Raw genomic sequence first — 23974 nt, forward strand, 5'->3', positions numbered from 1 at the left:
CACACTCGCCAGCCGCTCCGGGGCAACCGTTCCATCTTATCCTACCAGCCTCACCGGCGCAAGCCGAGACGCTGAACAGAATCTAACCGGGATGGAAGCACCACCGTACACGACGGTGAACTTCCGATGTACCAGGCGCCTTCGTCCAACCTCGTGTCCCCCGCCTTCCGGCCGGGGTCGGTGTCCGTGTCGCTCTGACCTGGAATAAGTTACGCGAAGGGAAACTGCTTGCCAAATCGCCAGGTCACGGTGTTCGCCGGTTCGGATTCCGCTGGTCAGAGCCGGTGTGCCGGAACCGATTCGGCGTTCTGCCGCTCACACCGGCCGCTGTGACGCCGGACTCACCGCTGAGAAGCGGGATCCGCGGCCACCCTTTCGATGCGGCCGCCGAGTTCCTGGAGGATCTCGACGAAACGGGGGTAGCCCCGGTCGATGTGGAAGACGTCGTGCACTTCAGTCACGCCGTCGGCGACGAGTCCCGCCAGCACCAGGCCGGCGCCGGCCCGGATGTCCGAGGACCACACCGGCGCACTCGACAGCTGCGCGATTCCCCGGATCACAGCGTGGTGACCATCCGTCCGAGCATCGGCACCCAACCGGATCATCTCCTCGACGAACCGGAACCGCGCCTCGAAGACGTTCTCCGTGATCATCGACGTTCCCTCCGCGACCGCGGCGAGACCGATGGCCATCGGCTGGAGGTCGGTGGGGAAACCCGGATAGGGCAGAGTCGCGAAGTTGACGGCCGTGGGCCGCGCTTCCTGGACCACCCGGAATCCGTCGGACTCGGCCGTGACTTCGGCTCCGGCCACCCGCAGCTTGTCGAGCACCAGGCTGAGGTGCTTCGGGTTGACTCCGCGGACTCGCACGTCGCCACGGGTCATCGACGCGGCGATCCCCCACGTCGCTGCGACGATCCGATCGCCGATGACCCGGTGCGTGGTGGGCTCGAGTTTGGGGACGCCCTGGATCGTCAGCGTGGACGTGCCGGCACCCCGGATCTTCGCGCCCATCTGAATCAGCATGTTGCACAGGTCGACGATCTCGGGTTCGCGGGCCGCGTTGTCGATCACCGTCTCACCCTTGGCGAGTACGGCGGCCATCAGGATGTTCTCGGTCGCCCCCACCGACGGGAACGCGAGCCGGATGTTCGCGCCGTGCAGGTCGTCGGCCTGCGCCACCACGCAGCCGTGTTCGATCGTGCTGTGCGCGCCCAGCAATCGCAGCCCCGACTGGTGCATGTCGAGGGGCCGCGATCCGATGGCATCGCCACCCGGTAGCGCGACCACGGCGCGTCGGCACCGCGCGACCAGCGGTCCGAGCACACACACCGACGCGCGGAACTGACGTACCGCGGCGAAATCGGCGTGGTGTTTCGGCTCCGCGGGTGTGGTGATCCGGACGATGGAATCGTCGAGGTCCACCTCGCAGCCGAGGCCGCGCAGGACGTCGGCCATCAAAGGGACATCGAGGATGTCCGGGCAGTTGGTGACAGTTGTGGTGCCCTCAGCCAACAGCGCTGCCGCCATCAGCTTGAGAACGCTGTTCTTGGCGCCCCCGACAGACACTTCACCTACGAGGCGGTTACCGCCGGTGACAAGGAAGCGTTCACTCACAGAACACAGCCTAGAGCCAGGGATACCGACCCCGGAGGCCGGTACCGTAACGCTATGGCCGTACACCTCACCAAGATCTACACCCGGACCGGCGACGACGGGACCACCGGACTCAGCGATTTCTCCCGTGTGTCGAAGAACGATCCGCGGCTGATCGCCTACGCCGACTGCGACGAGGCGAACGCCTCGATCGGGGTCGCGGTGGCATTGGGCGACCCGCCCGAGGAGATCCGGTCGATCCTGCGGCAGATCCAGAACGACCTGTTCGACGCCGGCGCCGACCTCTCCACCCCGGTGGAGGAGGAACCGAAGTACCCGCCGCTGCGCATCTCCGACGAGTACATCGACCGTCTCGAGGGCTGGTGCGACGAACTGAACGAACGCCTGGAGCCGCTGAACTCCTTCATTCTCCCCGGCGGCACGGCACTCGGAGCGCTGCTGCACGTGGCACGGACCGTGACCCGGCGGGCCGAGCGGTCTGCGTGGGCGGCCGTCGACGCGAACCCGGAGACCACCAACGCACTTCCGGCGAAGTATCTCAACCGGCTGTCGGATCTGCTGTTCATCGTCAGCAGGCTCGCGAACCCCGAGGGCGACGTGCTCTGGAAGCCCGGAGCCGGGAAGTCCTGATCAGAGTCGGCGACCGCGAACCGATCGGCCGGACGGTCGTGATTCGACCCAGGACAGGAACGCGGTCAACGCTCCCCCGTCCAATGCGATCTCGTACGAGCTACCGCGGTCCTTGACCGACAGGATGATGATTTCCTCGGACATGATGTCGAACTCGGAGCCCTCCGGGCTGCGACGACCTGCGACTTCGATGCCCTGGCGGTCGATGCGCGAATCAGGGCCGGGGCGCAAACTCGACAGTTTGAAGAAGACGAGGGAACCCTCGCCGTAGCGGATGACGCCGTGGCGCCACCCGGTGTCCCCCGGGGCAGGCGTCACCCGAAGGATCGCCGCGGTGCCACCGCGGCGCAGTACTGCAAGCCGATACAAAAAGACCGCGACGAAGGCCGCGAGCAGCACAACCAGAATGATCAACACAGTCATTCCGATTGTCACTGTTCGTCGGCTCCGTCGCGGTCTTTCTCGTGCAGCCTAAGCGCGCTCTACAGCGCGGATCCGACCCTTGGCGACAGCAATCGCCTCGAGATCGTCTCCACTCTCTGCGAGCACGGCCTTGGCCGCTTCCACATCGATGTCCTCGGCCAAGTCGGCTGACTCGGCGAGGATCGTGACTGTCTTCGCGGTCACGGACAGGAACCCGCCGTGCACAGCAGCGACGATACGCTCACCGTCAGCCGTCGTGATCGCAACCACTCCGGCCTCGACCAGCTGTCCGAGAACCGGCTCATGCCCAGGCATGACACCGATCTCGCCCTCGGTCGTCTGTGCGCTGACGAGAGTCGCCGAACCAGACCACAACCGTCGCTCCACGGCGACGAGTTCCACGGTCATCTCAGCCATCGTCGACTACTTCCCGGCGATCTTCTTGGCTGCAGCCTCGACGTCGTCGAGTCCACCGCAGCTGTTGAACGCCTGCTCGGGCAGGTGATCGAACTCGCCCTTGCAGATGCGGTCGAACGCCTCGATGGTGTCGCGGAGCGGCACCACGGAGCCAGGCTCACCGGTGAACTTCTCGGCGACGATGAAGTTCTGGCCGAGGAACTTCTGCAGGCGGCGGGCACGGCCGACGAGCACCTTGTCCTCTTCCTGCAGCTCGTCCATACCGAGGATGGCGATGATGTCCTGCAGTTCCTTGTACTTCTGCAGGATGCGCTTGACCTCGTTGGCGACCCGGAAGTGCTCGGCACCGACGATGCCGGGCTCCAGGATGCGGGAGGTGGAGGTCAGCGGGTCCACAGCGGGGTAGATACCCATCTGCGAGATCGGACGCGACAGCTCGGTGGTGGCATCGAGGTGCGCGAACGTCGTTGCCGGCGCCGGGTCGGTGTAGTCGTCGGCGGGCACGTAGATCGCCTGCAGCGAGGTGATGGAGCGGCCTCGCGTCGAGGTGATGCGCTCCTGCAGCTCACCCATCTCGTCAGCCAGGGTCGGCTGGTAACCCACGGCCGAAGGCATACGACCGAGCAGGGTCGACACCTCGGAACCGGCCTGGGTGAAACGGAAGATGTTGTCGATGAACAGCAGCACGTCCTGGCCCTGGACATCGCGGAAGTACTCCGCCATGGTCAGCGCGGACAGGGCGACGCGCATACGCGTTCCCGGCGGCTCGTCCATCTGGCCGAAGACGAGGGCGGTGTCCTGGAGGACGCCCATCTCTTCCATCTCGAGGTGAAGGTCGGTGCCCTCACGGGTGCGCTCACCGACGCCTGCGAACACCGAGGTTCCGGAGAACTCGCGGGCGATACGGGTGATCATTTCCTGGATCAGAACGGTCTTGCCGACACCGGCACCACCGAACAGACCGATCTTTCCACCCTTGACGTACGGGGTGAGGAGGTCGATGACCTTGATGCCGGTCTCGAGGATCTCCGTCTTGCCCTCGAGCTGGTCGAAGGCCGGTGGCTTGCGGTGGATGCCCCACTGCTCGCCGTCGCGACCCGTGCCGGGAGCGTCGAGGCAGTCGCCCAGTGCGTTGAACACGTGGCCCTTGACGACGTCTCCGACGGGAACCGAGATCGGCTTGCCGGTGTCGGACACCGAGGTGCCGCGGATCAGGCCGTCGGTGGGCTGCATCGAGACGGTGCGCACCAGGTTGTCGCCGAGGTGCTGTGCGACCTCGAGGGTCAGCGTCTTGGCGACCGAGGGGAGCGTGATCTCGGCGTGCAGGGCGTTGAACAGTTCAGGAATAGCGCCACGCGGGAATTCAACGTCCACGACGGGACCGATGACCCGCACGACGCGGCCGGCGACGGACGAACCCGAGCCTGCCCCGTTGTTTTCGGTTACTGCTGCGGTCATTGCTTAGTCACTTCCTGCGCTCGAGGCAAGCGCATTCGCGCCGCCGACGATCTCGCTGATTTCCTGGGTGATCTGGGCCTGGCGAGCCTGGTTTGCCTGACGGCTCAACGTGTTCACCAGTTCGTTTGCGTTGTCCGTCGCCGCCTTCATGGCGGTACGACGGGCAGCCGACTCCGACGCCGCAGCATCCAGCAGCGAGGAGTAGATGCGGGTGCTGATGTACTTCGGCAGCAGGGCACCGAGCAACTTGTCGGGTTCCGGCTCGAAGTTGTATCCGGCGACCGGCTCCGAGTCGCTGGACCCGTGACCGTTCGACAGCATGTCTTCGCCGAGCTCGACGCGCTCCTCCGAAACCATCACCTCGAGGGGAGCCATCCGGCGAACCTCGGGAGACTGGGTCAGCATCGACACGAAGCGGGTGTAGACGATGTGCAGCTCGTCGACGCCTTCGATGGTGCCCTCGCCGTTCGGCGCGGGGACCTCCGAGCCGGATCCGGCCATGAACAGGTCGACCAGGTGACGGCTCGCCTTGGCAGCGTCGGAGTAGCCCGGATCCTGGGAGAACCCGGTCCACGCACCTCCCAAGTCGCGGCCACGGAACGTGTAGTACCCCAGGCCCTTGGATCCGAGCACGTAGATGACCGGATCCTTGCCCTCGCTGCGCAGCAGCTGGAACAGCTCCTCGGCCTCCTTGAGGACGTTGGAGTTGTATCCGCCGCACATACCGCGGTCGCTGGTGACGACCAGAACCGCGGCACGCTTGGGATCGGTGCGCTCGTTGAGCAACGGGTGGTCCAGCGAAGCCGACGCGCTCGCCAGCTCCGACAGAACCTTCGTGATCTCTTCGGCGTACGGCTTCGCCGCGGCGACGCGCGACTGTGCCTTCGTGATGCGCGAGGTCGCGATCAGTTCCTGGGCCTTGGTGATCTTCTTGGTCGAGTTGACCGACTTGATGCGAGACCTCAGTTCGAGAATGCTTGCCATCGATCGATCACTCTCCCTTCATGTTTCGCAGCATCATGGGCAGGCCGCTCACTTGCTGACGGTGGTGCGCTTGACGTTGATCTGCTCGTGGCCGACCTCGCCGGCGTCCAGAGCTTCGGCCTCGGCCTCGTTCACGACCCGGCTTCCGTCGGACGCGATGAAGGTTTCCTTGAACTTGTCGGTGGCCTCCACCAGCGCCTTGGCGTTGTCGGCGTCGAGGGCCTTGCCGCCCTTGATGCTCTCGTACACGCCGGAGGCGGTGCGGTGCAGCTCGTCGAGCAGTTCGGCTTCGAAGCGGCGGACGTCGCCGACCGGCACGCTGTCGAAGACACCTTCGCCGGCGAGGTAGATCGAGACGATCTGGTCCTCGACGGGGATCGGGCTGTACTGATCCTGCTTGAGCAGCTCCACCAGGCGGGCACCGCGCTCGAGCTGTGCCTTCGAGGCGGCGTCCAGGTCGGAGGCGAAGGCGGAGAACGCCTCGAGCTCACGGAACTGAGCCAGCTCCAGACGCAGCGAACCGGAGACCTTCTTCATGCCCTTGGTCTGCGCGGCGCCACCGACTCGGGACACCGAGATGCCGACGTTGATGGCCGGGCGGACACCCTTGTTGAACAGGTCCGACTCGAGGAACACCTGACCGTCGGTGATGGAAATGACGTTGGTCGGGATGTAGGCCGAGACGTCGTTGGCCTTGGTCTCGATGATCGGCAGCGCGGTCAGCGAGCCTCCACCCAGGGCGTCGGACAGCTTGGCCGAACGCTCCAGCAGGCGGGAGTGCAGGTAGAAGACGTCACCGGGGTATGCCTCACGTCCCGGCGGGCGACGCAGCAGCAGCGAGATGGCGCGGTACGCCTCGGCCTGCTTGGTCAGGTCGTCGAACACGACCAGGACGTGCTTGCCCTGGTACATCCAGTGCTGGCCGATGGCGGAGCCGGTGTAGGGCGCGAGCCACTTGAATCCGGCGGAGTCGGAGGCCGGGGCGGCGACGATGGTGGTGTACTCCATCGCGCCCTGCTCCTCGAGGGCAGCCTTGACGCCCGCAATGGTGGAGCCCTTCTGGCCGATCGCGACGTAGATGCAGCGAACCTGCTGCTTCTCGTCGCCGGTCTCCCAGTTGGCCTTCTGGTTCAGGATCGCGTCGATGCAGACGGCGGTCTTGCCCGTCTTACGGTCGCCGATGACGAGCTGGCGCTGTCCGCGGCCGATCGGGGTCATCGCGTCGATGGCCTTGATGCCGGTCTGCAGCGGCTCCTCGACGGGCTGACGCTCGAGCACCGAGGCAGCCTGCAGTTCGAGCGCGCGGGTCTCGTTGCTCTCGATCTCGCCCAGGCCGTCGATCGGCTGTCCGAGCGGGTTGATGACGCGGCCGAGGAAGGCGTCGCCGACGGGTACCGACAGCACGTCGCCGGTCCGCTTGACTTCCTGGCCTTCCTGGATGTTCTCGTAATCGCCCAGGATGACGGCACCGATCTCGGTGGCGTCCAGGTTGAGCGCGACACCCAGAATTCCGCCGGGGAACTCCAGCAGTTCGTTGGCCATCGCCGAAGGCAGGCCACTGACGTGCGCGATGCCGTCGCTGGTGTCGGTCACAAGGCCGACCTCTTCGCGGGAGGCCTCCGGGGAGTAGCTCGCGGTGTAGTTCTCGATCGCACTACGGATCTCGTCGGAGGAGATCGTCAGCTCCGCCATGTTTTTCCTGCTCTCGGTGTCTGGTCTTCGAAAAGATCTGGGGTATGGGGTTCGGTTGCGGACTACTTGAGGGATTTCCGCAGCGCTGCGAGACGTCCCGCGCCGCTGCCGTCGATCACCTCGTCGCCCACCCGGACGACCAAGCCGCTGAGGAGTTCAGGATCGACCTCCACGTGAACCGTCACCGGCTTCCCGTAGGTACGGGTGAGGGTGGCGGTCAGCCGATCCGACTGCTCACTGGACAGCGGAGCAGAGCTGCGCACCTTGGCGACAACTGCTTCCCGCTGTGCTGCTGCCAGATTCGACAGTTCGTCGAAGGCGTCCGCGGGTGCGGAGTTCTTCAACCGGCCCACTGCCTGGGTCGCCAGCGCCTCGGCGACAGCGGTGACCTTGCCGTACAGCAGCTTGGAGAGCAGTTCACGCTTCCTCTTCGCCGGCACGGAACGGTCGGACAGTGACTGCTCGAGCTTCGGGTTACCGGCAACGATGCGGCCGAGGCGGAAGAGCTCGTCCTCGACAGCGTCGAGCTGTCCCTGATCGGCCGCTGCCTTCAGCAGCGATTCCCGACCGACGAGCACCAGCGAGTTGAGCAGGTCGGAGGTGACGGACCAGTCCTGGCCCACCGCCGCCTTCAGGACGGCGAGGGTCTCGGCCGAGACCTTGCCACCGAATACCTGCTCGGCCAGACCTTCGCGAACGTTCCCGGGCGTCGAGGTGTCCGACAGGGCACTCCGGAGAGTGCGCTGCTCGTCCAGGATCTCGACGACCGAGAACAGCTCGGCCCCGATCTGGGCCGCGGCCGCTGTGGCTGCTCCGGCAGAGACGGATCCCAAGGCCGAAGACAACGCAGCACGGGTCTGCGTCAAGGCCTCACGGCTCGCTGCGTACATGGTGCTCACTTCCCTGCTGCGGAATTTGCGCCGATGGTGTCGAGCTCGTTCAGGAAGCGATCGACCGTGCCGGCCCGCTTGACGTCGTCGGCGAGGGACTCACCGATGACCTTCTCAGCGAGGTCGACCGCGGTGCGGCCGAGATCGGCGCGCAGTTCGGCGACGATCTGCTGACGCTGGGCAACCAACTGGTTGTTGCCGGCGGCCACGATGCGGTCGCTTTCTTCCTGAGCCTGTGCCTTCATTTCGGCGATGATCTGCTGCCCCTGGGTGCGCGCGTCCTCACGGATCTGCGCAGCCTCGGTGCGAGCTTCGGCGAGCTGAGCGCGGTACTGCTCGAGCGCCGCCTTCGCTTCGGCCTGGGCCTCTTCGGCCCTCTTGATGCCGCCGTCGATCTGCTCGGTTCGCTCGGCAAGGACCTTCTGGAACATCGGAAGGACGTACTTCCAGAAGACGAAACCAACGATGACCAGGCAGACGATCGACCAAACGATGTCATACGTCTCGGGCAGGAGAGGGTTGTGACTCTCTTCCTGCGCGAGGACTGCGATGTTGGCTGCCATGACGATCTTAGAAAATGAAGCCGGCGACGAGGCCGATCAGCGCGAGGGCTTCGGTGAAGGCGATACCGAGGAACATCGTGGTACGAACCTGTCCGGCCATCTCGGGCTGGCGAACCATTCCCTCGATCGCCTTACCGACGACGATGCCCACGCCGATGCCGGGGCCGATCGCGGCGAGGCCGTAGCCGATGGCTCCGAAACCCGTCGAGTTGGTTTCCTGGACAGCTTCCTGAGCGAGGTAGGCGAGGCTCATGGTGTTCCGTTCCCTTTCTGTTGACCTCCGCCGGATTCGGCGGGAGGCTCAGTTCTTGGTGTAGCTGGTCGTGAAATTTGTGGTGCTAGTGCGAATCCGCGTGCAGCGCCAGATCGATGTACACCGACGTGAGCAGCGCGAAGACGTAGGCCTGCAGGAAGATCACCAGCAGTTCGAAGAAGGTGAATGCAATGCCGGCGGCAAGCGAGGCCACACCGAACACGGCCTGGAAGCCACCGGAGACGAAGAAGAAGTACTGGGTGGCGCTGAAGAACAGCACCAGCAGGATGTGGCCGGCCAGCATGTTGGCCATGAGACGAACCATGAGCGTGAACGGCCGGAGGACGAACGTCGAGATGAACTCGATCGGCACGAGCAGGAAGTGCAGCGGAAGCGGAACACCGGGGACCACGATGCTGCTCTTCACGTACTTGAAGAAGCCGTACTTCTTGATGCCGACGTAGTTGAACACGATGTACGCGAGGGCGGCGAGCACGAGCGGCATGCCGATACGCGCGTTCGGAGAGATGTTGATGAAGGGGATGATGCTGCCGAGGTTGGAGGCGAGCACCAGGAAGAAGATGGTGGTGATGACCGGCAGGAAGCGCTTGCCCTGCTCCTTGCCGAGAATCTCTTCCGCGATGTTGATCCGGACGAAGTCGAGCGCGATCTCACCGATGTTCTGGACACCGCGAGGGATGATCTTCGGGCTGCGCAGCGCGATGACGAAGAAGAGCATCATCAGTCCGGACAGCAGGATGCGAACCAGCATCAGGCGGTCGAGTTCGAACGGAGTCCCTTCGAACAGGACCGCGGGCGGGAAGAAGTCGTTCAGGGAAGGCGCGTGGAATTCTTCTCCAGCAGCCACGTTGATGACGCTCAGCGTTCTCTCCCGTAGTCGGTCCGCAGCCTTCGTTGACTGCGGTTCGATCGGACATTGACGATCAAACAAGTCGACAAGCTCGACTCGCGTATTCGTCAGCTGCTGCGGACTGTTCGAGTCCAGCGTCTGTCGGTGTCGGCGACTCTCGTCGACTCGGCGGCCCTGAAAGTGCGGCCACCTACAAGCATGCAATACCGGCGAGTAACTTACTCGCACTCTCATTGCTCTCGCTTGACCCAGACCTTAGCAAGTCATCTACGACGTTGTGTAGACGGGGTCCGGGTCGATTCAATTTTACTACATCTCGTAGTACTACTTATCGTCCGATTCCGGCGATCCGGCGTCGTCCGACGGCGTCGGCTCGACGTACGGCGCCTTGGTTCCCAGGACGCCGAACGTTTCCGCTCCCAGCACGATCACCAACGACAGCACCATGACCAGCACCAATGCCGTCTTGTCGTAGAAGTCGAGCGGTTTGAGGATCGCCAGGACCGTGATCGCGAGAATCATCTTCAGCAACCACGTACCGAGCAGTACCGCTCCCGCCGTCAAGGCCGGAAGTTTCGCGGTGAACAGCACACCCAGTGCCGTGCACAGGATGAACCCTCCCCCGACTGCCGCACCGAGAAGAGCGCCGTACAGACCGGGCTTGCCCGCGACGAGAAATGCGATGATCGAGCCGACCACTGCCAGCACGATCAGACCGAGAACTCCGTAGCGGACGGCAGCCCGCAACGACGCGGTGTGATCAGGGGCGGAGGCGGGGGTGAACGTCACGGTCGCCAAGGGTAGTGGATCTTCGCCGGTCCGCCGCAACCCTCCGGTCAGCCGCGACGGTCGTGCTGCTGTCCGCGAATCGACGGGACGGCCGTCACGACCAGCGCGAAGACGAGGCCTCCCGCAACCAGGAGGACGACGACGCGACGGTCGAACAGGGCCGATCCGACCGCGCCGAACGCCAGGACACCGACCCACAAGTAGATGAGCAGCACGACGCGGCGGTGCGAGTGCCCGATCTGCAGCAACCGGTGGTGCAGGTGCATCTTGTCGGGACTGAACGGGCTCACGCCCGCACGGGTCCGCCGGACGACGGCGAGCAGCAGGTCGAGGATCGGGATGAACATGACGGCACCGACGAGGAGCAGCGGCGAGAGAAGACCGAGCAGGTCGCGGGTGCCGTACGCGGTCAGCGGGATGCGACCGGACGCGCTGGTGGAGATGGCCGCGAGCATCAGACCGATCAGCATGGAGCCGGAGTCGCCCATGAAGATCTTGGCGGGCTGGAAGTTGTGCGGAAGGAATCCGAGACACGCACCTGCCAGCGCCGCGGCGATCAGCGCGGGCGGATACGCGCTGACGTCGCCGCCCTGATCGTGCAGAAGCCCCACCGAGAACACGCAGATCGCGAGCGAGGAGATCAGACCGAGGCCCGCCGCGAGACCGTCGAGGCCGTCGACGAAGTTCATGGCGTTCACCATCACGACCGCGACACCCACAGTGACGAGACCGGCCTGGAGCTGGTCGAGGATGACGGTGCTGCCGTCCCCGAACGGCATATAGATGATGAACCAGCTCACTCCCATCACGACGAGAATGCCCGCCGCGGTGACCTGACCGACGAACTTGGTGAGCGCGTCCAGGCCCCATCGGTCGTCGACCACCCCCACCAGCACGATCACGAACCCCGAGACCAGCGCCGCGGGAATGTCGGAGGTGAACTCGAATCCCCGGGTCAGTGCGGGTAGCTGCTGCGCGAACAACAACGCGACGAGCATCCCGAGATACATGCCGACCCCGCCGAGACGGGGCGTCGGGGTGACGTGGACGTCCCGGTCCCGCGGCACGGCAACGGCCCCGAACCGGAGCGCGAACAGCCGCACCGCCCCGGTGGCCAGGTAGGTGACCACCGCAGCGGTGAAGAGTACGAGCAGGAGTTCGCGCAGCGGGACACCCGCGCCCCCACCTGCTTGAGCCAGCGCCACGCCGGCCGATTCGGCAGCACTCACTGGGCGGACAGACTCTCCGCCGTCACCCCGAGCACGTCGGCGACATCGCCGGTGGGAACGGCGCCTTCACGCAGGATCCGGGGGGTCGCGCCGGTGAGGTCGACGATCGTCGATGCCTGCCCCTGCTCCGCCCGGCCACCGTCGAGGTACACGCTCGCCGAGCCGCCGAGTTGCTCGCGCGCTTCCTCGACCGTCGTCGCGGGCGGCTGCCCGGAGACGTTCGCGCTCGACACCGCCAGCGGTCCGACTTCACGCAACAGTTCGAGGGCGACGGGGTGCAGCGGCATGCGCAGCATGACCGTGCCCCGGGTGTCGCCGAGGTCCCACGCCAGCGAAGGTGCTTGCTCCACAACGAGACTCAGCCCGCCCGGCCAGAACGCCCGGATGAGGTCGCGCGTCTGCGGGCGCACGCTGTACACCAGGCCGTCGATCGTGTTCCACGAGCCGACAAGCACGGGAACCGGCATGTCGCGCCCGCGACCCTTGGCCCGCAGGAGGGCGGCGACAGCCTCGCTGTCGAATGCGTCCGCGCCGATCCCGTACAGCGTGTCCGTGGGGAGCACGACGAGCCGCCCGGCCTTGAGCGCATTCTTGGCCGCACTCATTCCGGCGGAGCGTGAATCGGGAAGGCCACAGTCGTAAACGGTACTCACCCGCCCATTCTTTCACCCTCGGTGACGGCCCCTGCACGCTGCGCCTCGATATCCGTGGCGACGCGCCGGGCGACCACGAAGCGCGGCTTGCCTGCGAGGTCCGGGTGCTCCGCGACCTCGCCGAACACCCGGCGGGACGCGAACAGTGCCGCCACGTCGGCCCCGTTGGAGTCGTCGTGTTCGATGCCTACCGCTCCCCCGATCCGCAACCAGCGGGCGACGTTCGAGATCATCGGCTTGATGACGGACAGACCGTCCGGTCCGGCGAACAGTGCACTGTGCGGATCGTGGTCGGCCACCTCGGGTTCGAGCTCGACGCCCTCCGGGATGTAGGGCGGGTTCGCCACGATCAGGTCGACGCCGCCTTCGAGCCCGGCCAGTAACGTCCGGTCGGTCACGTCACCCTGGTACAGGCGGATCGGTGCGTCACCTGCCTGTTCGCGGGCGTCGGCGTTGCGCCGGGCCCATGCGAGCGCGTGCGGTTCGAGTTCGACGGCGTGCACGACGGCGTCGGGGCGGGCATTGGCGATCGCGAGCGCGAGCGCGCCCGAGCCGGTGCACAGGTCGAGGACCACCGGCGGATGCTGATCGCAGCTTCCGAGGAAGGCGAGCGCCCACCCGAGCAGCAGTTCCGTCTCGGGACGCGGCACGAAGACCCCGGGACCGACCTCGATGTCGATGTCCCCCATCGCGGCCGTACCGAGGATGTACTGCAACGGAATCCGCTTGGCGCGCTGGTCGACCATCTTCTTGTAGGCGTCGATCACCGACTCGTCGACCAGCGGGACGAGGCCGAGCCGGGTCCGTTCCACCCCCAGCAGGTGGGCCGCGAGCAGTTCGGCATCCGCACGGGAGCTACGCACCCCGGCCTCGTCGAGTTGCGCGGTTGCGTCGATCAGGGCCAGGCGAAGAGGAAGGCGACTCACAGGTACAGAGTGCCACGCGGCTTGCCGCCCGGTGGCGCGGTCCCGCTTCGCGGCTACTCCGCGGCGAGCCTCGCCTCGCGGTCGGACTTGCCCAGGGCATCCAGCAGGGCGTCGAGTTCGCCGTCCAGGACCGCATCCAGGTTGTGGGACTTGAAACCGATCCGGTGATCGGTGATGCGGTTCTCCGGGAAGTTGTAGGTGCGGATGCGCTCCGAACGATCGACGGTGCGCACCTGACTCTGCCTGCCCGCCGACGCCTCCGCATCCGCGGCTTCCTCGGCGGCGGCCTGCAGCCGCGCGGCGAGCACCTGCATGGCGCGGGCCTTGTTCTGCAGCTGTGAGCGCTCGTTCTGGCAGGTCACGACGATTCCGGTGGGCAGGTGCGTGATACGGACCGCGGAGTCGGTGGTGTTGACACCCTGACCGCCCTTGCCCGAGGAGCGGTAGACGTCGATGCGCAGATCGGTTTCGTCGATCTGCACCTCCTCGACCTCTTCCGGTTCGGGGTAGATGAGGACGCCGGCGGCGGACGTGTGCACGCGTCCCTGCGATTCCGTGACCGGCACGCGCTGCACGCGGTGGACACCGCCCTCGAACTTCAGTCGTGCCCAGACCCCGTCACGCACATCGCCCTTCGACTTGATCGACAGGGTCGCGTCCTTGTATCCACCGAGATCGGACACGGTCGCGTCGAGGATCTCGACACGCCAGCCGTGACGCTCGGCGTACCGGACGTACATCCGGGCCAGATCGGAGGCGAACAGCGCGGATTCCTCGCCGCCCTCCCCCGACTTCACCTCGAGCACCACGTCGTCACCGTCGTGCGGGTCGCGGGGGGCCAGAAGGTCGGTGAGGGCCTTGTCGAGTTCCAGGACCTGCGCCTCGAGTTCGGGCACCTCGGCGGCGAAGCTGGAGTCGTCGGCGGCGAGTTCGCGCGCGGCATCCAGATCGTCCTGCGCCGACTTGAGCTTGGCATACGTCGCCATGATCGGCGCGAGCTCGGCGAATCGCTTGCCCGCCTTGCGGGCGGCGGAAGGGTCGTTGTGCAGGGCCGGGTCCGCCAACTGCTGCTCCAGGCCGGCATGTTCGGCCAGGATGTCGTCGATGGCCGAAGGCTGGGTGGTCCCTGCCATGATTCGCTCCGCTCTGCGTTCTTTCGGGAATAGGCACAAAAAAGCCGACGCCCGGCCTGCAATTATCGCAGGACGGGCGTCGGCGGAACAGCTAGGACTCTGCAGATTCCTTGGCTGCGCCCTTGCCGGCGCGCTTGCCGTAGCGAGCCTCGAAGCGGGCGACACGTCCACCGGTGTCGAGGATCTTCTGCTTGCCGGTGTAGAACGGGTGGCACTGCGAGCAGACCTCGACGTTGATACGCCCGGTCTCCTTGGTGCTGTGGGTCTCGAAGGTGTTTCCGCAACCGCAGACCACGGTGGTGGCCACGTAGTTGGGGTGAATGCCTGACTTCATGGTGTCCCTTTCAATGGTCGCCGGGTCGCCTTCGCCGTTCGAAGACGTGAACCGGAACCGGACTCAGCCGCTCAGTATGCCAGATCGCAGGTTCGCGATCCCAATCGGCATTTGTGCTTGCGGTGTGGTCAACGCGGGTGGTCTGCGTTTTGTTCCACGGTGATTTCGAGGGGAAAACAGCGGGGCCCGGCGACCGAAAGTCGCCGGGCCCCGCTCTGGTCGCGATCAGTCGTCGATCGCGCCCGGAGCAGTCTTCGACACCTGCATGAGGAACTCGATGTTGCTCTTGCTCTTCTTGAGGCGGTCGATCAGCAGATCGATGGCCTGGTGCGAGTCGAGACCCGAGAGCACGCGCCGGAGCTTGTGCAGCACCGCGGCCTCGTCCGGGCTGAGCAGCAGCTCGTCCTTACGCGTACCCGAGGGGTTCACGTCCACGGCCGGGAACACACGACGTTCCGCGATCTTGCGGTCGAGCTTCAGCTCGGCGTTACCGGTGCCCTTGAACTCCTCGAAGATCACGGTGTCGCCGGTGGAACCGGTCTCGACCATGGCCGTCGCGATGATCGTGAGCGAACCGCCGTTCTCGATGTTGCGCGCAGCACCGAGGAAACGCTTCGGCGGGTAGAGCGCGGTCGAGTCGACACCACCGGAGAGGATGCGTCCCGAAGCCGGCGACGAGTTGTTGTACGCACGGCCGAGGCGAGTGATCGAGTCGAGGAGGACGACGACATCCTTACCCGCCTCCACCAGACGCTTCGCACGCTCGATGGCCAGTTCGGCGACCGAGGTGTGGTCTCCCGGCGGACGGTCGAAGGTCGAGGAGATGACCTCGCCCTTCACCGAACGCTGCATGTCGGTGACCTCTTCGGGCCGCTCGTCGACCAGCACGACCATGAGGTAGCACTCGGGGTTGTTGGTCGCGATGGCGTTCGCGATGGCCTGCAGAACGCTGGTCTTACCGGCCTTCGGCGGGCTCACGATCAGCGCACGCTGTCCCTTGCCGATCGGCATCACCAGGTCGATGACACGGGTCGTCAAGATGTTCGGCGTCGTCTCCAGACGCAGCCGCTGATTCGGGTACAGCGGGGTGAGCTTGCCGAACTCGGGGCGCTTCTTGGCCGCTTCCACGTCGCCACCGTTGACGGTGTCGATGCGGACCAGCGGGTTGAACTTCTGGCGCTGGTTGCCCTGTTCACCCTCGCGCCCGACCCGGACTGCGCCGGTGATGGCGTCGCCGCGACGGAGGCCGTTCTTACGGATCAGGTTCATCGACACGTAGACGTCGTTCGGTCCGGCCAGGTAGCCGGAGGTCCGCACGAACGCGTAGTTGTCGAGGACGTCCAGGATGCCGGCGACCGGCTGCAGGACGTCGTCCTCGCGGATCTCGGTCTCGCGGGCGTCACCGCCGCCGCCTTCGCCGCGGTCGCGTCCACGACGACGTTCGCGGAAGCGACGTCCGCGGCGTCCGCGACCGCCTTCCTCGTCGTCGCCCGGGCGGTTGTCGTTGTTGCGCGGGCCGTTGTTGCCCTGGCTGCGGTCCCCACGGTTGTCGCGATCGCCGCGTTCGCCGCGGTCACCGCGTTCGCCGCGGGTGTCGCCACGATCACCGCGGTCGCCGCCCCGCTCACGTCGGTTGCGGTCGCCGCCCTGTTCGCCGGAGCCGTCCTGCTTGGCCGGCTTCTCTGCGGAATCCTGACGGTCGTCGGCCTGCTTGCGCTCGGCCTGCTGCGTGTCGGCGGCATTCGCCGAGGCGGTGTCCTGAGCGTTACCGCTCTGGTCACCCTGCTCGGGTGCGCCTGCCCGACGCGCGGATCCGCGGCGCTGACGCCCGCGGCGGCCGCCTTCGGCGGTGTCCGTGTCGGCGGCTGCGCCGTCGCCCGTCGCGGGTTCGGCCGTCTTGGGCTCGGCGGCCTTCTCCGTGGTCTCCACCTGGGGAGTCACTTCGAGTTCGGTCTGAGCGGACTCGACGCGCTTCGCGCGGGTCGCCCGGGTCCGGGGAGCGGCTTCGGTCGCGGCAGCGGCCGGGGCGGAAGAGCCGCCCTGGCGCTCCTTGATCGCGGCAATCAGGTCGCCCTTGCGCATCCCCGAGATGCCCTTGATGCCCAGCTCACCTGCGAGAGTGCGGAGCTCGGTGAGCACCATTCCGGACAGCCCGGCACCCCGGCGCGCCTCGGCGCGCTTGGTGGAGGCCGTCACTGCACCTTGGCCGGGTGCGGTCGATGACGCCTGTGAAGAGTCGCCTGCCTGCGCGCCAACGGTATCCACCGAGGAGGCGCGCACAGGAGCGGCGATGAGGTCCGTATCGGTCACGGAGGTCCTTTCCTTCCCTCACTCGCGCTGCGCAGAGTCGAGGGTTCGTCCCGTAATTCGGTTTCGAATACCGAATTCGGATGTGCCGTACGTAGTTGCATGTGAAGAACTGCCGGCTTGCCCGCCATCACATCACCTTTGAAACAGGCGCGTACTCGCAATCCCTACACGACAGATAGTGCGGAGGATCGTGCCAGGAGCCGTCAACCCCGATTGACCTGGAGTAATTGCCCTGGTGAAGCACCGGCGTCTGATGCGCACGATGTACGGACATTGCCCAGGATAGCTGTGAACGACCGTAGGGGCAAGGACACGCCCCTACGGCGTGTCAGCTGGTCCGGACGCCGTCCGCCACGTCCAGTTCGAGAACCTGCAACCCCTCGGCCTCGGCCTGCGCCCGAAGATCCACGGGGAAAGGCTCCGTAGTCAACGCGAGGACGGTCGGTCCGGCTCCTGAGACGGTGGCGGCGATACCCGCCTTCCGGAGGACGGCAATCCATCGCGTCGTGAGCGGAAGGGCCGGAGCGCGCTGCGTCTGATGCAGTCGGTCCTCGGTGGCCGCCATCAGAAGGTCGGGACGCTCTGTGAGCGCCACCACAGCGAGGGCACCGCGGCTGACGTTGAATGCCGCGTCCCGGTGGGGAACCGTCTCGGGCAACAGACCCCGCGTGTGGGCGGTCGACGAGCGCTCCCCCGGCACCAGCGCGACGACGCGGATCGCGGGATGGACCTTCAGCGCGACGGCCGAGTAGATGTCGGTGGCCGCGGGCGCTCCGTCGGGCTGCTCGCTCGCGCAGCTCCACGACACCACGGCGCCCCCGAGCACGCTGGCCGACGCGTTGTCGGGGTGCCCTTCGAATTCGGACGACAGCTGGACGAGCTGATCGAGCGACAGCCCGAGTTCGGGGTCGAGCTTGATCGCCAGGCCGTTGGCGGCCGCCAGTCCCCCGACGACGGCGGAGGCCGACGAACCCAGGCCCCGAGAATGGGGTATCGCGTTGCGGCACACCACATCCAGTCCGTCGGCCCACACGCCCGCCGATTCCAGGCCACGTTCGATGGCCCGGACCACGAGATGGGACGGACCCCACGGCACGTCGTCGGCGCCCTCGCCCTCGACCCGGATCTTCAGCCCCGAACCCGTGGTCGTCACGGTGATCTCGTCGTACAGCCCGAGCGCGATGCCCAGCGTGTCGAAGCCCGGGCCGAGGTTGGCGCTCGACGCAGGCACGCGGGCGGTCACGGTGAGGCCCGTGGGGAGGGTCTGTGTCATGGCAGCGGTGTGGTCCTGCGGCGTGGTGGGCGTGGGCGCCACCACTACGCCAGCTCGAGGGCAGACGCGACAGCGACAGGATCGACCGGGATCGGTTGAACATCAGGCATACCCGCCAGCGCCGTGTCGGGGTCCTTGAGACCGTTGCCGGTGACCGTGCACACGACGGTCAGGCCCGAGTCCAGCCAGCCCTCCTTGCGGGCGGCGAGCAGACCCGCGACGCTCGCGGCCGAGGCGGGTTCGACGAACACCCCTTCGGTCCTGGCGATCAGCCGGTACGCCTCGAGGATCTCGTCGTCGGTCGCGGCCCGGAAGGCGCCGTGCGACTCTTCCTTGGCGGTGACCGCACCGTTCCAGGACGCGGGCGAGCCGATGCGGATCGCGGTCGCGATCGTCTCCGGGTCCTTCACCGGTGCGCCGTGGACGAGCGGTGCGGCGCCGGCGGCCTGGACACCGAGCATGCGGGGCTTCACGCTGGTGAGTCCGTCCGCGTAGTACTCGGAGTACCCGCGCCAGTACGCGGTGATGTTGCCCGCGTTGCCGACCGGGAGCGCGTGCACGTCGGGGGCCTTGCCCAGGGCGTCGCAGATCTCGAATGCCGCGGTCTTCTGGCCCTCGATGCGGACCGGGTTGACCGAGTTCACGAGCCCGATCGTGGGGAACTCCGCGGTGGTCTTGCGGGCCAGTTCGAGGCAGTCGTCGAAGTTGCCCTGCACCTGGATGATCCGCGCGCCGTGCATGACGGCCTGCGCGAGCTTGCCCATCGCGATCTTGCCCTGCGGCACCAGCACGGCGCAGGTCATCTTCGCCTTCGCGGCGTACGCGGCGGCGGAAGCGGACGTGTTACCCGTGGACGCACACAGGACGGCCTGCTGACCGCGGGCCAGCGCGTCGGTGACGGCCATCGTCATGCCGCGGTCCTTGAACGAACCGGTCGGGTTGAGCCCCTCGACCTTCAGGTAGACGTCGCAACCGGTGAGCTCCGACAGGTGCCCGGCGGGCAGCAGCGGGGTGCCGCCCTCGCGCAGGGTGACCGTCTTCCAGTTCGGTCCGATGGCGAGGCGGTCGCGGTAAGCCTCGATCAGCCCCGGCCAGGGGGTGTGAACGGGGTTACGGGTGCCGGTCATTGTTCGGTGCCTTCCAGTCGCAGCACGCTGGTCACAGCGGTGACGAATTCGAGTTTGCTCAGTGCCTCAACGGTTTCCGACAGAGCAGAATCCGTCGCGACGTGGGTGACGACGACGAGGCGGGCCCCGTCGCCGGCGCCTTCCTGCCGCACGGTGGAGATGCTGACGCCGTGCTGCGAGAATTCGGCAGCGACCGCCGACAGGACCCCGGCCTTGTCCGTCACCTGCATGTTGACGTAGTACCGCGTGGGGATGTCGCCGATCGGCGCGATCTTCAGCTTGGCGTACTTGGACTCGCGGGGGCCGCGGCCGCCGTTCACCTTGTTGCGCGCGGCCATCACCAGGTCGCCCATCACGGCCGACGCGGTGGGGGCGCCGCCTGCGCCCTGGCCGTAGAACATGAGGCGCCCGGCGTTCTCCGCCTCGACGACGACGGCGTTGAACGCACCGTTGACCGAGGCCAGCGGATGTTCCAGCGGCACGAGCGCCGGGTAGACCCGCGCGGAAATCCGCTCCTTGCCCTCGGGGGTGGCGATCCGCTCGCAGATGGACAGCAGCTTGATCGTGCAGTCGAGTGCGCGAGCCGACGTCAGGTCGGCCGCGGTGATCTTGGAGATCCCCTCGCGGTACACGTCGGCGGCGGTGACCCGGGTGTGGAACGCGATCGACGCGAGGATGGCCGCCTTGGCCGCGGCGTCGTAACCCTCCACGTCGGCGGTCGGGTCGGCCTCGGCGTAACCCAGACGTCCGGCCTCGGCGAGGGTCGCGGCGTAGTCCGCGCCGGTCTCGTCCATCGCCGACAGGATGAAGTTGGTGGTTCCGTTCACGATTCCGGCGACCTTGTTCACCCGGTCACCGGCGAGGGACTGGATGAGCGGGCGGATCACGGGGATCGCACCGGCCACGGCGGCCTCGAAGTAGAGGTCGACGTTGTGCAGTTCCGCCGCCTCGGCCAGTTCACCGGTGTGATCGGCGAGCAGCGCCTTGTTGGCGGTGACGACGGACTTGCCGGAATTGAGCGCCGAGAGGATCAGCTTGCGGGGCAGGTCCATGCCGCCGATCACCTCGACGACGATGTCGACGTCGTCGCGGGCCACGAGGGACTCCGCGTCGGTGGTCTGCAACTCCTCGGGAATTCCGCGGTCCTTGCCGGGGCGGCGCACGGCCACTCCACGCAGTTCCAGCGGGGCACCGACGCGAGCCTCGAGGTCTTCGCTGTGCTCCCGCAGGATGCGCACCACCTCGCTCCCGACGTTGCCGAGGCCGAGGACGGCCACACCGATAGCGCGATGCGCCGATTCGCTCGTCACTCCTGTACCTCCAAGCTCAGCAGGTCTTCCACGGTTTCCCTCCGGAGGATCACGCGCGACTGTCCGTCGCGCACCGCCACCACGGCAGGGCGGGCGAGCAGGTTGTACCTGCTCGACATCGAATAGCAGTATGCACCGGTGGCCGCGACGGCGAGCAAATCGCCGGCGTCGATGTCCTCGGGCATCCAGGTGTCGCGGATCACGACGTCACCGGACTCGCAGTGCTTGCCGACGACACGGGACACCACCGGCGCCGCGTCGCTGACCCGCGAGACCAGTTTGGCCTCGTACTCCGCCTGGTACAGCGCGGTACGGATGTTGTCGCTCATTCCGCCGTCGACGCTGACGTACCGGCGGGTGAGGTTGGCGCCGACGGTGACGTCCTTGATGGTGCCGACCTCGTACAGCGTCACCGTGCCGGGTCCGGCGATCGCGCGTCCGGGTTCGACGGCCAGCGTCGGCTCGGGCAGACCGGCGAGCGCCGACTCGTTGCGCACGATGTCGCCGAGTTTGGCGGCGAGCTGATCGACCGGCGGCGGGTCGTCGGAGGGGACGTACGAGATTCCCATGCCACCACCGAGGTCGATGATCGAGATCTGGGCGGTCTTCTCCACACCGAACTCCGCGACGACGTCCCGCAGCAGCCCGATCACACGGTGCGCGGCCAACTCGAATCCGTCGACATCGAAGATCTGCGAACCGATGTGGCTGTGGAGACCTACCAGCCGCAGGTTGCCGGCGGCGAAGACCCGGCGGACCGCGTCGATCGCCTTTCCGCCCGCGAGCGAGAACCCGAACTTCTGGTCCTCGTGGGCCGTGGAGATGAACTCGTGGGTGTGCGCCTCGACTCCGACCGTCACGCGGATCAGAACGTCCTGCACCACACCGGCTTCGGCGGCCACCTTGTCGAGGCGGTCGATCTCCGTGGCGGAGTCGAGCACGATGTGCCCGACCCGGGCCGACACGGCGGCGTTCAGCTCGGCGACCGATTTGTTGTTGCCGTGCATGGCAATTCGCTCAGCCGGGAATCCGGCGTGCAGGGCGACCGCCAGTTCGCCGCCCGACGCGACGTCCAGGGACAGGCCCTCGTCGGCGACCCAGCGGGCGATCTCGCCGCACAGGAACGCCTTGGACGCGTAGTGCACCTTGGCGGTGGGCCCGAACGCACGGGCCATGTCGCGGCAGCGGGACCGGAAATCGTCCTCGTCGACGACGAATAGTGGGGTGCCGTACTTCTCGGCCAGTTCGGTGACCGGGATGCCTGCCAGGCTCACGACCCCGTCCGCGCCGCGGTGGGCGTTGCGAGGCCACACCTCGGGCGAGAGTGCGGCGAACGCAGCCGCGTCGGCGGGACGTTCGGGCAGACCGGGTGCGTGCAGCTGTTCGGCGTGCTTGGGACCTGCGGGGTGCGCGTTCACATCTGCTCCGGTGCGCTGACGCCGAGCAGGGCGAGCCCGTTGGACAGGACCTGCCGGGACGCGTCGCACAGCGCCAGTCGCGCGATGTGCAGCGGGCCGACCTCCTCGTCGCCCTGGGGCAGGATCCGGCAGGCGCCGTAGAACCGGTGGTAGGCACCGGCCAGCTCCTCGAGATACCGCGCAATGCGGTGCGGCTCACGCAGATTCGCGGCACTGGTGACGACGCGCGGGTACTCGCCGAGGGTGCGGATCAGATCACCCTCCTGCTCCGAGACGAGCAGCGAGAAGTCGGGATCCGCGACGGCGATACCGAGGTCGGCGGCGTTGCGGGCGATGGCCGACAGGCGGGCATGTGCGTATTGCACGTAGTACACCGGATTCTCGTTGCCGGTGCTCGTCCACAGTTCGAGGTCGATGTCGATGCTCGAATCCACCGACGACCGGATCATCGCGTACCGCGACGCGTCGACGCCGATCGCCTCGACCAGGTCGTCGAGGGTGATGACCGTCCCGGCGCGCTTGCTCATCTTCACGGCGACACCGTCGCGGACGAGGTTCACCATCTGGCCGATCAGCACCTCGACGGTGTCGGGGTCGTCGCCGAACGCGGCCGCGGCCGCCTTGAGCCGGCCGATGTACCCGTGGTGGTCGGCACCGAGCATGTAGATGCACAGGTCGAAGCCGCGGGAGCGCTTGTCCTGGAAGTAGGCGATGTCACCGGCGATGTACGCCGCGTTGCCGTCGCTCTTGATGACGACACGGTCCTTGTCGTCGCCGAAGTCGGTGCTCTTGAGCCACCAGGCGCCGTCCTCCTGGAAGAGGTTGCCGGAGTCCTTGAGCGTCTCGACGGCCTTCTCCACCGCACCGGACTCGAACAGCGAGTTCTCGTGGAAGTAGACGTCGAAGTCGACACCGAACTCGTGCAGGGTGCGCTTGATGTGGGCGAACATCAGGTCGACGCCGATGGCGCGGAACACTTCCTGCTGCTCGCCCGCGGGCAGTTCCAGCACGTCGGGGCGCTGGGACTGCACCTGGGCGGCGATGTCGGCGATGTACGCGCCCGCGTAACCGTCCTCGGGGGCGGGTTCGCCCTTGGCGGCCGCGATCAGCGAGCGGGAGAACCGGTCGATCTGGGCGCCGTGGTCGTTGAAGTAGTACTCGCGGGTGACCGCCGCGCCCTGGGTGGACAGGATCCGGCCCAGCGCGTCGCCCACCGCGGCCCAGCGCGTTCCACCGAGGTGGATGGGCCCGGTCGGGTTGGCGGAGACGAACTCGAGGTTGATCCGCTTGCCGTCGAGCGTGTGGCCGGACCCGAAGGCGGCGCCCTCGTCGAGGATCTTCGCGACGATCGCGCCCTGCGCGTCGGCGGCCAGGCGGATGTTGAGGAAGCCCGGGCCTGCGATGTCGGCGCTGTCGATGCCCTCGGCCGCGGTCAGCGCCTCGGCGAGCCAGCCGGCCAGCTCACGCGGGTTGGTACCGACCTTCTTGGCCACCTGCATCGCGACGTTGGTGGCGTAATCGCCGTGCTCGGGATTGCGCGGACGCTCGACCGTGAGAGTTTCGGGAAGCACGGACACGTCGAGTCCGCGTTCGTCGAGCACTTTCGCGGCGGTTCCGCGGAGCAGTTCGGCAAGGTCAGCTGGAGTCACAGGTATCTATCCTATGGCCAACGTGT

Annotated in this window: 23 protein-coding genes; 1 reads left to right on the forward strand and 22 read right to left on the reverse strand. The window is 66.8% G+C overall.

Annotated elements, in window-relative coordinates; translation table 11 throughout:
* Positions 1-341: 341 nt before the first annotated feature.
* A complete protein-coding gene (gene murA, locus RHA1_RS07125) occupies positions 342-1616 on the reverse strand; it encodes a UDP-N-acetylglucosamine 1-carboxyvinyltransferase (RefSeq protein WP_011594473.1) in 1275 nt (424 codons plus the stop codon).
* 54 nt (positions 1617-1670) lie between these two features.
* Between murA and RHA1_RS07130 the strand changes: the two genes are divergently transcribed.
* Positions 1671-2246, forward strand: a complete 576-nt coding sequence (locus tag RHA1_RS07130; RefSeq protein ID WP_009474164.1) for a cob(I)yrinic acid a,c-diamide adenosyltransferase — start codon at positions 1671-1673, stop codon at positions 2244-2246.
* On the opposite strand, the gene RHA1_RS07135 is transcribed toward RHA1_RS07130, so the two are convergent.
* The 21 genes from RHA1_RS07135 to argS form a co-directional block, all read right to left on the reverse strand.
* Positions 2247-2669: a DUF2550 domain-containing protein gene (locus tag RHA1_RS07135; RefSeq protein WP_005571048.1), complete on the reverse strand. Its 423-nt coding sequence runs from the start codon at positions 2667-2669 to the stop codon at positions 2247-2249.
* 48 nt (positions 2670-2717) lie between these two features.
* Positions 2718-3086 carry a F0F1 ATP synthase subunit epsilon gene (locus RHA1_RS07140; protein ID WP_005252961.1) on the reverse strand — a complete coding sequence of 123 codons (369 nt, stop codon included), beginning with the start codon at positions 3084-3086 and terminating at the stop codon, positions 2718-2720.
* A 6-nt stretch (positions 3087-3092) separates the two neighbouring features.
* Positions 3093-4544, reverse strand: a complete 1452-nt coding sequence (atpD, locus tag RHA1_RS07145; protein WP_005252960.1) for a F0F1 ATP synthase subunit beta — start codon at positions 4542-4544, stop codon at positions 3093-3095.
* A 3-nt stretch (positions 4545-4547) separates the two neighbouring features.
* Positions 4548-5528: a F0F1 ATP synthase subunit gamma gene (locus RHA1_RS07150; protein WP_009474166.1), complete on the reverse strand. Its 981-nt coding sequence runs from the start codon at positions 5526-5528 to the stop codon at positions 4548-4550.
* A 48-nt stretch (positions 5529-5576) separates the two neighbouring features.
* Positions 5577-7220: a F0F1 ATP synthase subunit alpha gene (atpA, locus tag RHA1_RS07155; protein ID WP_005252958.1), complete on the reverse strand. Its 1644-nt coding sequence runs from the start codon at positions 7218-7220 to the stop codon at positions 5577-5579.
* Positions 7221-7282: 62 nt separating this feature from the next.
* A complete protein-coding gene (locus RHA1_RS07160) occupies positions 7283-8110 on the reverse strand; it encodes a F0F1 ATP synthase subunit delta (protein ID WP_009474167.1) in 828 nt (275 codons plus the stop codon).
* A gap of 5 nt (positions 8111-8115) precedes the next feature.
* On the reverse strand, positions 8116-8673 hold the full coding sequence (locus RHA1_RS07165) for a F0F1 ATP synthase subunit B (RefSeq protein WP_009474168.1): 558 nt from the start codon (positions 8671-8673) through the stop codon (positions 8116-8118).
* Between the two features lie 7 nt (positions 8674-8680).
* Positions 8681-8926 (reverse strand): ATP synthase F0 subunit C, encoded by a 246-nt coding sequence (locus RHA1_RS07170; RefSeq protein WP_005252955.1) that lies wholly within the window; start codon positions 8924-8926, stop codon positions 8681-8683.
* Between the two features lie 85 nt (positions 8927-9011).
* Positions 9012-9794, reverse strand: a complete 783-nt coding sequence (gene atpB / locus RHA1_RS07175; protein ID WP_009474169.1) for a F0F1 ATP synthase subunit A — start codon at positions 9792-9794, stop codon at positions 9012-9014.
* 327 nt (positions 9795-10121) lie between these two features.
* The gene (locus RHA1_RS07180; protein ID WP_007300049.1) at positions 10122-10595 is read right to left on the reverse strand and encodes a Cg1360 family ATP-synthase-associated protein; all 474 of its coding nucleotides are present in this window, start codon (positions 10593-10595) and stop codon (positions 10122-10124) included.
* A gap of 38 nt (positions 10596-10633) precedes the next feature.
* On the reverse strand, positions 10634-11815 hold the full coding sequence (locus RHA1_RS07185; RefSeq protein WP_005252952.1) for a glycosyltransferase family 4 protein: 1182 nt from the start codon (positions 11813-11815) through the stop codon (positions 10634-10636).
* Positions 11812-12468, reverse strand: coding sequence for an L-threonylcarbamoyladenylate synthase (locus tag RHA1_RS07190; RefSeq protein ID WP_011594474.1), 657 nt, complete (start codon positions 12466-12468; stop codon positions 11812-11814). Before RHA1_RS07190 ends, RHA1_RS07185 begins: the two co-directional genes overlap by 4 nt.
* Positions 12465-13394, reverse strand: coding sequence for a peptide chain release factor N(5)-glutamine methyltransferase (gene prmC, locus RHA1_RS07195; protein WP_009474172.1), 930 nt, complete (start codon positions 13392-13394; stop codon positions 12465-12467). The genes RHA1_RS07190 and prmC overlap by 4 nt, the downstream gene beginning before the upstream one ends.
* Positions 13395-13447: 53 nt before the next feature.
* On the reverse strand, positions 13448-14527 hold the full coding sequence (prfA, locus tag RHA1_RS07200) for a peptide chain release factor 1 (protein WP_011594475.1): 1080 nt from the start codon (positions 14525-14527) through the stop codon (positions 13448-13450).
* Between the two features lie 91 nt (positions 14528-14618).
* Complete coding sequence (gene rpmE / locus RHA1_RS07205) at positions 14619-14861, reverse strand: 50S ribosomal protein L31 (protein WP_005252948.1); 243 nt, start codon at positions 14859-14861, stop codon at positions 14619-14621.
* A 225-nt stretch (positions 14862-15086) separates the two neighbouring features.
* Positions 15087-17171: a transcription termination factor Rho gene (gene rho / locus RHA1_RS07210; protein ID WP_011594476.1), complete on the reverse strand. Its 2085-nt coding sequence runs from the start codon at positions 17169-17171 to the stop codon at positions 15087-15089.
* Between the two features lie 328 nt (positions 17172-17499).
* On the reverse strand, positions 17500-18444 hold the full coding sequence (gene thrB, locus RHA1_RS07215) for a homoserine kinase (protein WP_029539442.1): 945 nt from the start codon (positions 18442-18444) through the stop codon (positions 17500-17502).
* A gap of 44 nt (positions 18445-18488) precedes the next feature.
* Positions 18489-19571, reverse strand: a complete 1083-nt coding sequence (gene thrC / locus RHA1_RS07220) for a threonine synthase (protein ID WP_011594478.1) — start codon at positions 19569-19571, stop codon at positions 18489-18491.
* Complete coding sequence (locus tag RHA1_RS07225; protein WP_009474179.1) at positions 19568-20881, reverse strand: homoserine dehydrogenase; 1314 nt, start codon at positions 20879-20881, stop codon at positions 19568-19570. The genes thrC and RHA1_RS07225 overlap by 4 nt, the downstream gene beginning before the upstream one ends.
* Positions 20878-22299 (reverse strand): diaminopimelate decarboxylase, encoded by a 1422-nt coding sequence (gene lysA / locus RHA1_RS07230; RefSeq protein WP_009474180.1) that lies wholly within the window; start codon positions 22297-22299, stop codon positions 20878-20880. The genes RHA1_RS07225 and lysA overlap by 4 nt, the downstream gene beginning before the upstream one ends.
* Positions 22296-23948, reverse strand: a complete 1653-nt coding sequence (argS, locus tag RHA1_RS07235) for an arginine--tRNA ligase (protein ID WP_009474181.1) — start codon at positions 23946-23948, stop codon at positions 22296-22298. The genes lysA and argS overlap by 4 nt, the downstream gene beginning before the upstream one ends.
* Between the last annotated feature and the right edge of the window lie 26 nt (positions 23949-23974).

The organism is Rhodococcus jostii RHA1, from assembly GCF_000014565.1.
GTDB classification, from domain to species: domain Bacteria; phylum Actinomycetota; class Actinomycetes; order Mycobacteriales; family Mycobacteriaceae; genus Rhodococcus_F; species Rhodococcus_F jostii_A.

Coding starts and splice junctions, on each gene's coding strand:
- RHA1_RS07140 (WP_005252961.1), bottom strand. CDS start 3,086: ATGGCTGAGATGACCGTGGAACTCGTCGCCGTGGAGCGACGGTTGTGG.
- RHA1_RS07165 (WP_009474168.1), bottom strand. CDS start 8,673: ATGGCAGCCAACATCGCAGTCCTCGCGCAGGAAGAGAGTCACAACCCT.
- atpA (WP_005252958.1), bottom strand. CDS start 7,220: ATGGCGGAGCTGACGATCTCCTCCGACGAGATCCGTAGTGCGATCGAG.
- thrC (WP_011594478.1), bottom strand. CDS start 19,571: ATGACCGGCACCCGTAACCCCGTTCACACCCCCTGGCCGGGGCTGATC.
- RHA1_RS07150 (WP_009474166.1), bottom strand. CDS start 5,528: ATGGCAAGCATTCTCGAACTGAGGTCTCGCATCAAGTCGGTCAACTCG.
- atpD (WP_005252960.1), bottom strand. CDS start 4,544: ATGACCGCAGCAGTAACCGAAAACAACGGGGCAGGCTCGGGTTCGTCC.
- rpmE (WP_005252948.1), bottom strand. CDS start 14,861: ATGAAGTCAGGCATTCACCCCAACTACGTGGCCACCACCGTGGTCTGC.
- RHA1_RS07130 (WP_009474164.1), top strand. CDS start 1,671: ATGGCCGTACACCTCACCAAGATCTACACCCGGACCGGCGACGACGGG.
- prfA (WP_011594475.1), bottom strand. CDS start 14,527: ATGGCAGGGACCACCCAGCCTTCGGCCATCGACGACATCCTGGCCGAA.
- RHA1_RS07160 (WP_009474167.1), bottom strand. CDS start 8,110: ATGTACGCAGCGAGCCGTGAGGCCTTGACGCAGACCCGTGCTGCGTTG.
- RHA1_RS07170 (WP_005252955.1), bottom strand. CDS start 8,926: ATGAGCCTCGCCTACCTCGCTCAGGAAGCTGTCCAGGAAACCAACTCG.
- RHA1_RS07135 (WP_005571048.1), bottom strand. CDS start 2,669: ATGACTGTGTTGATCATTCTGGTTGTGCTGCTCGCGGCCTTCGTCGCG.
- thrB (WP_029539442.1), bottom strand. CDS start 18,444: ATGACACAGACCCTCCCCACGGGCCTCACCGTGACCGCCCGCGTGCCT.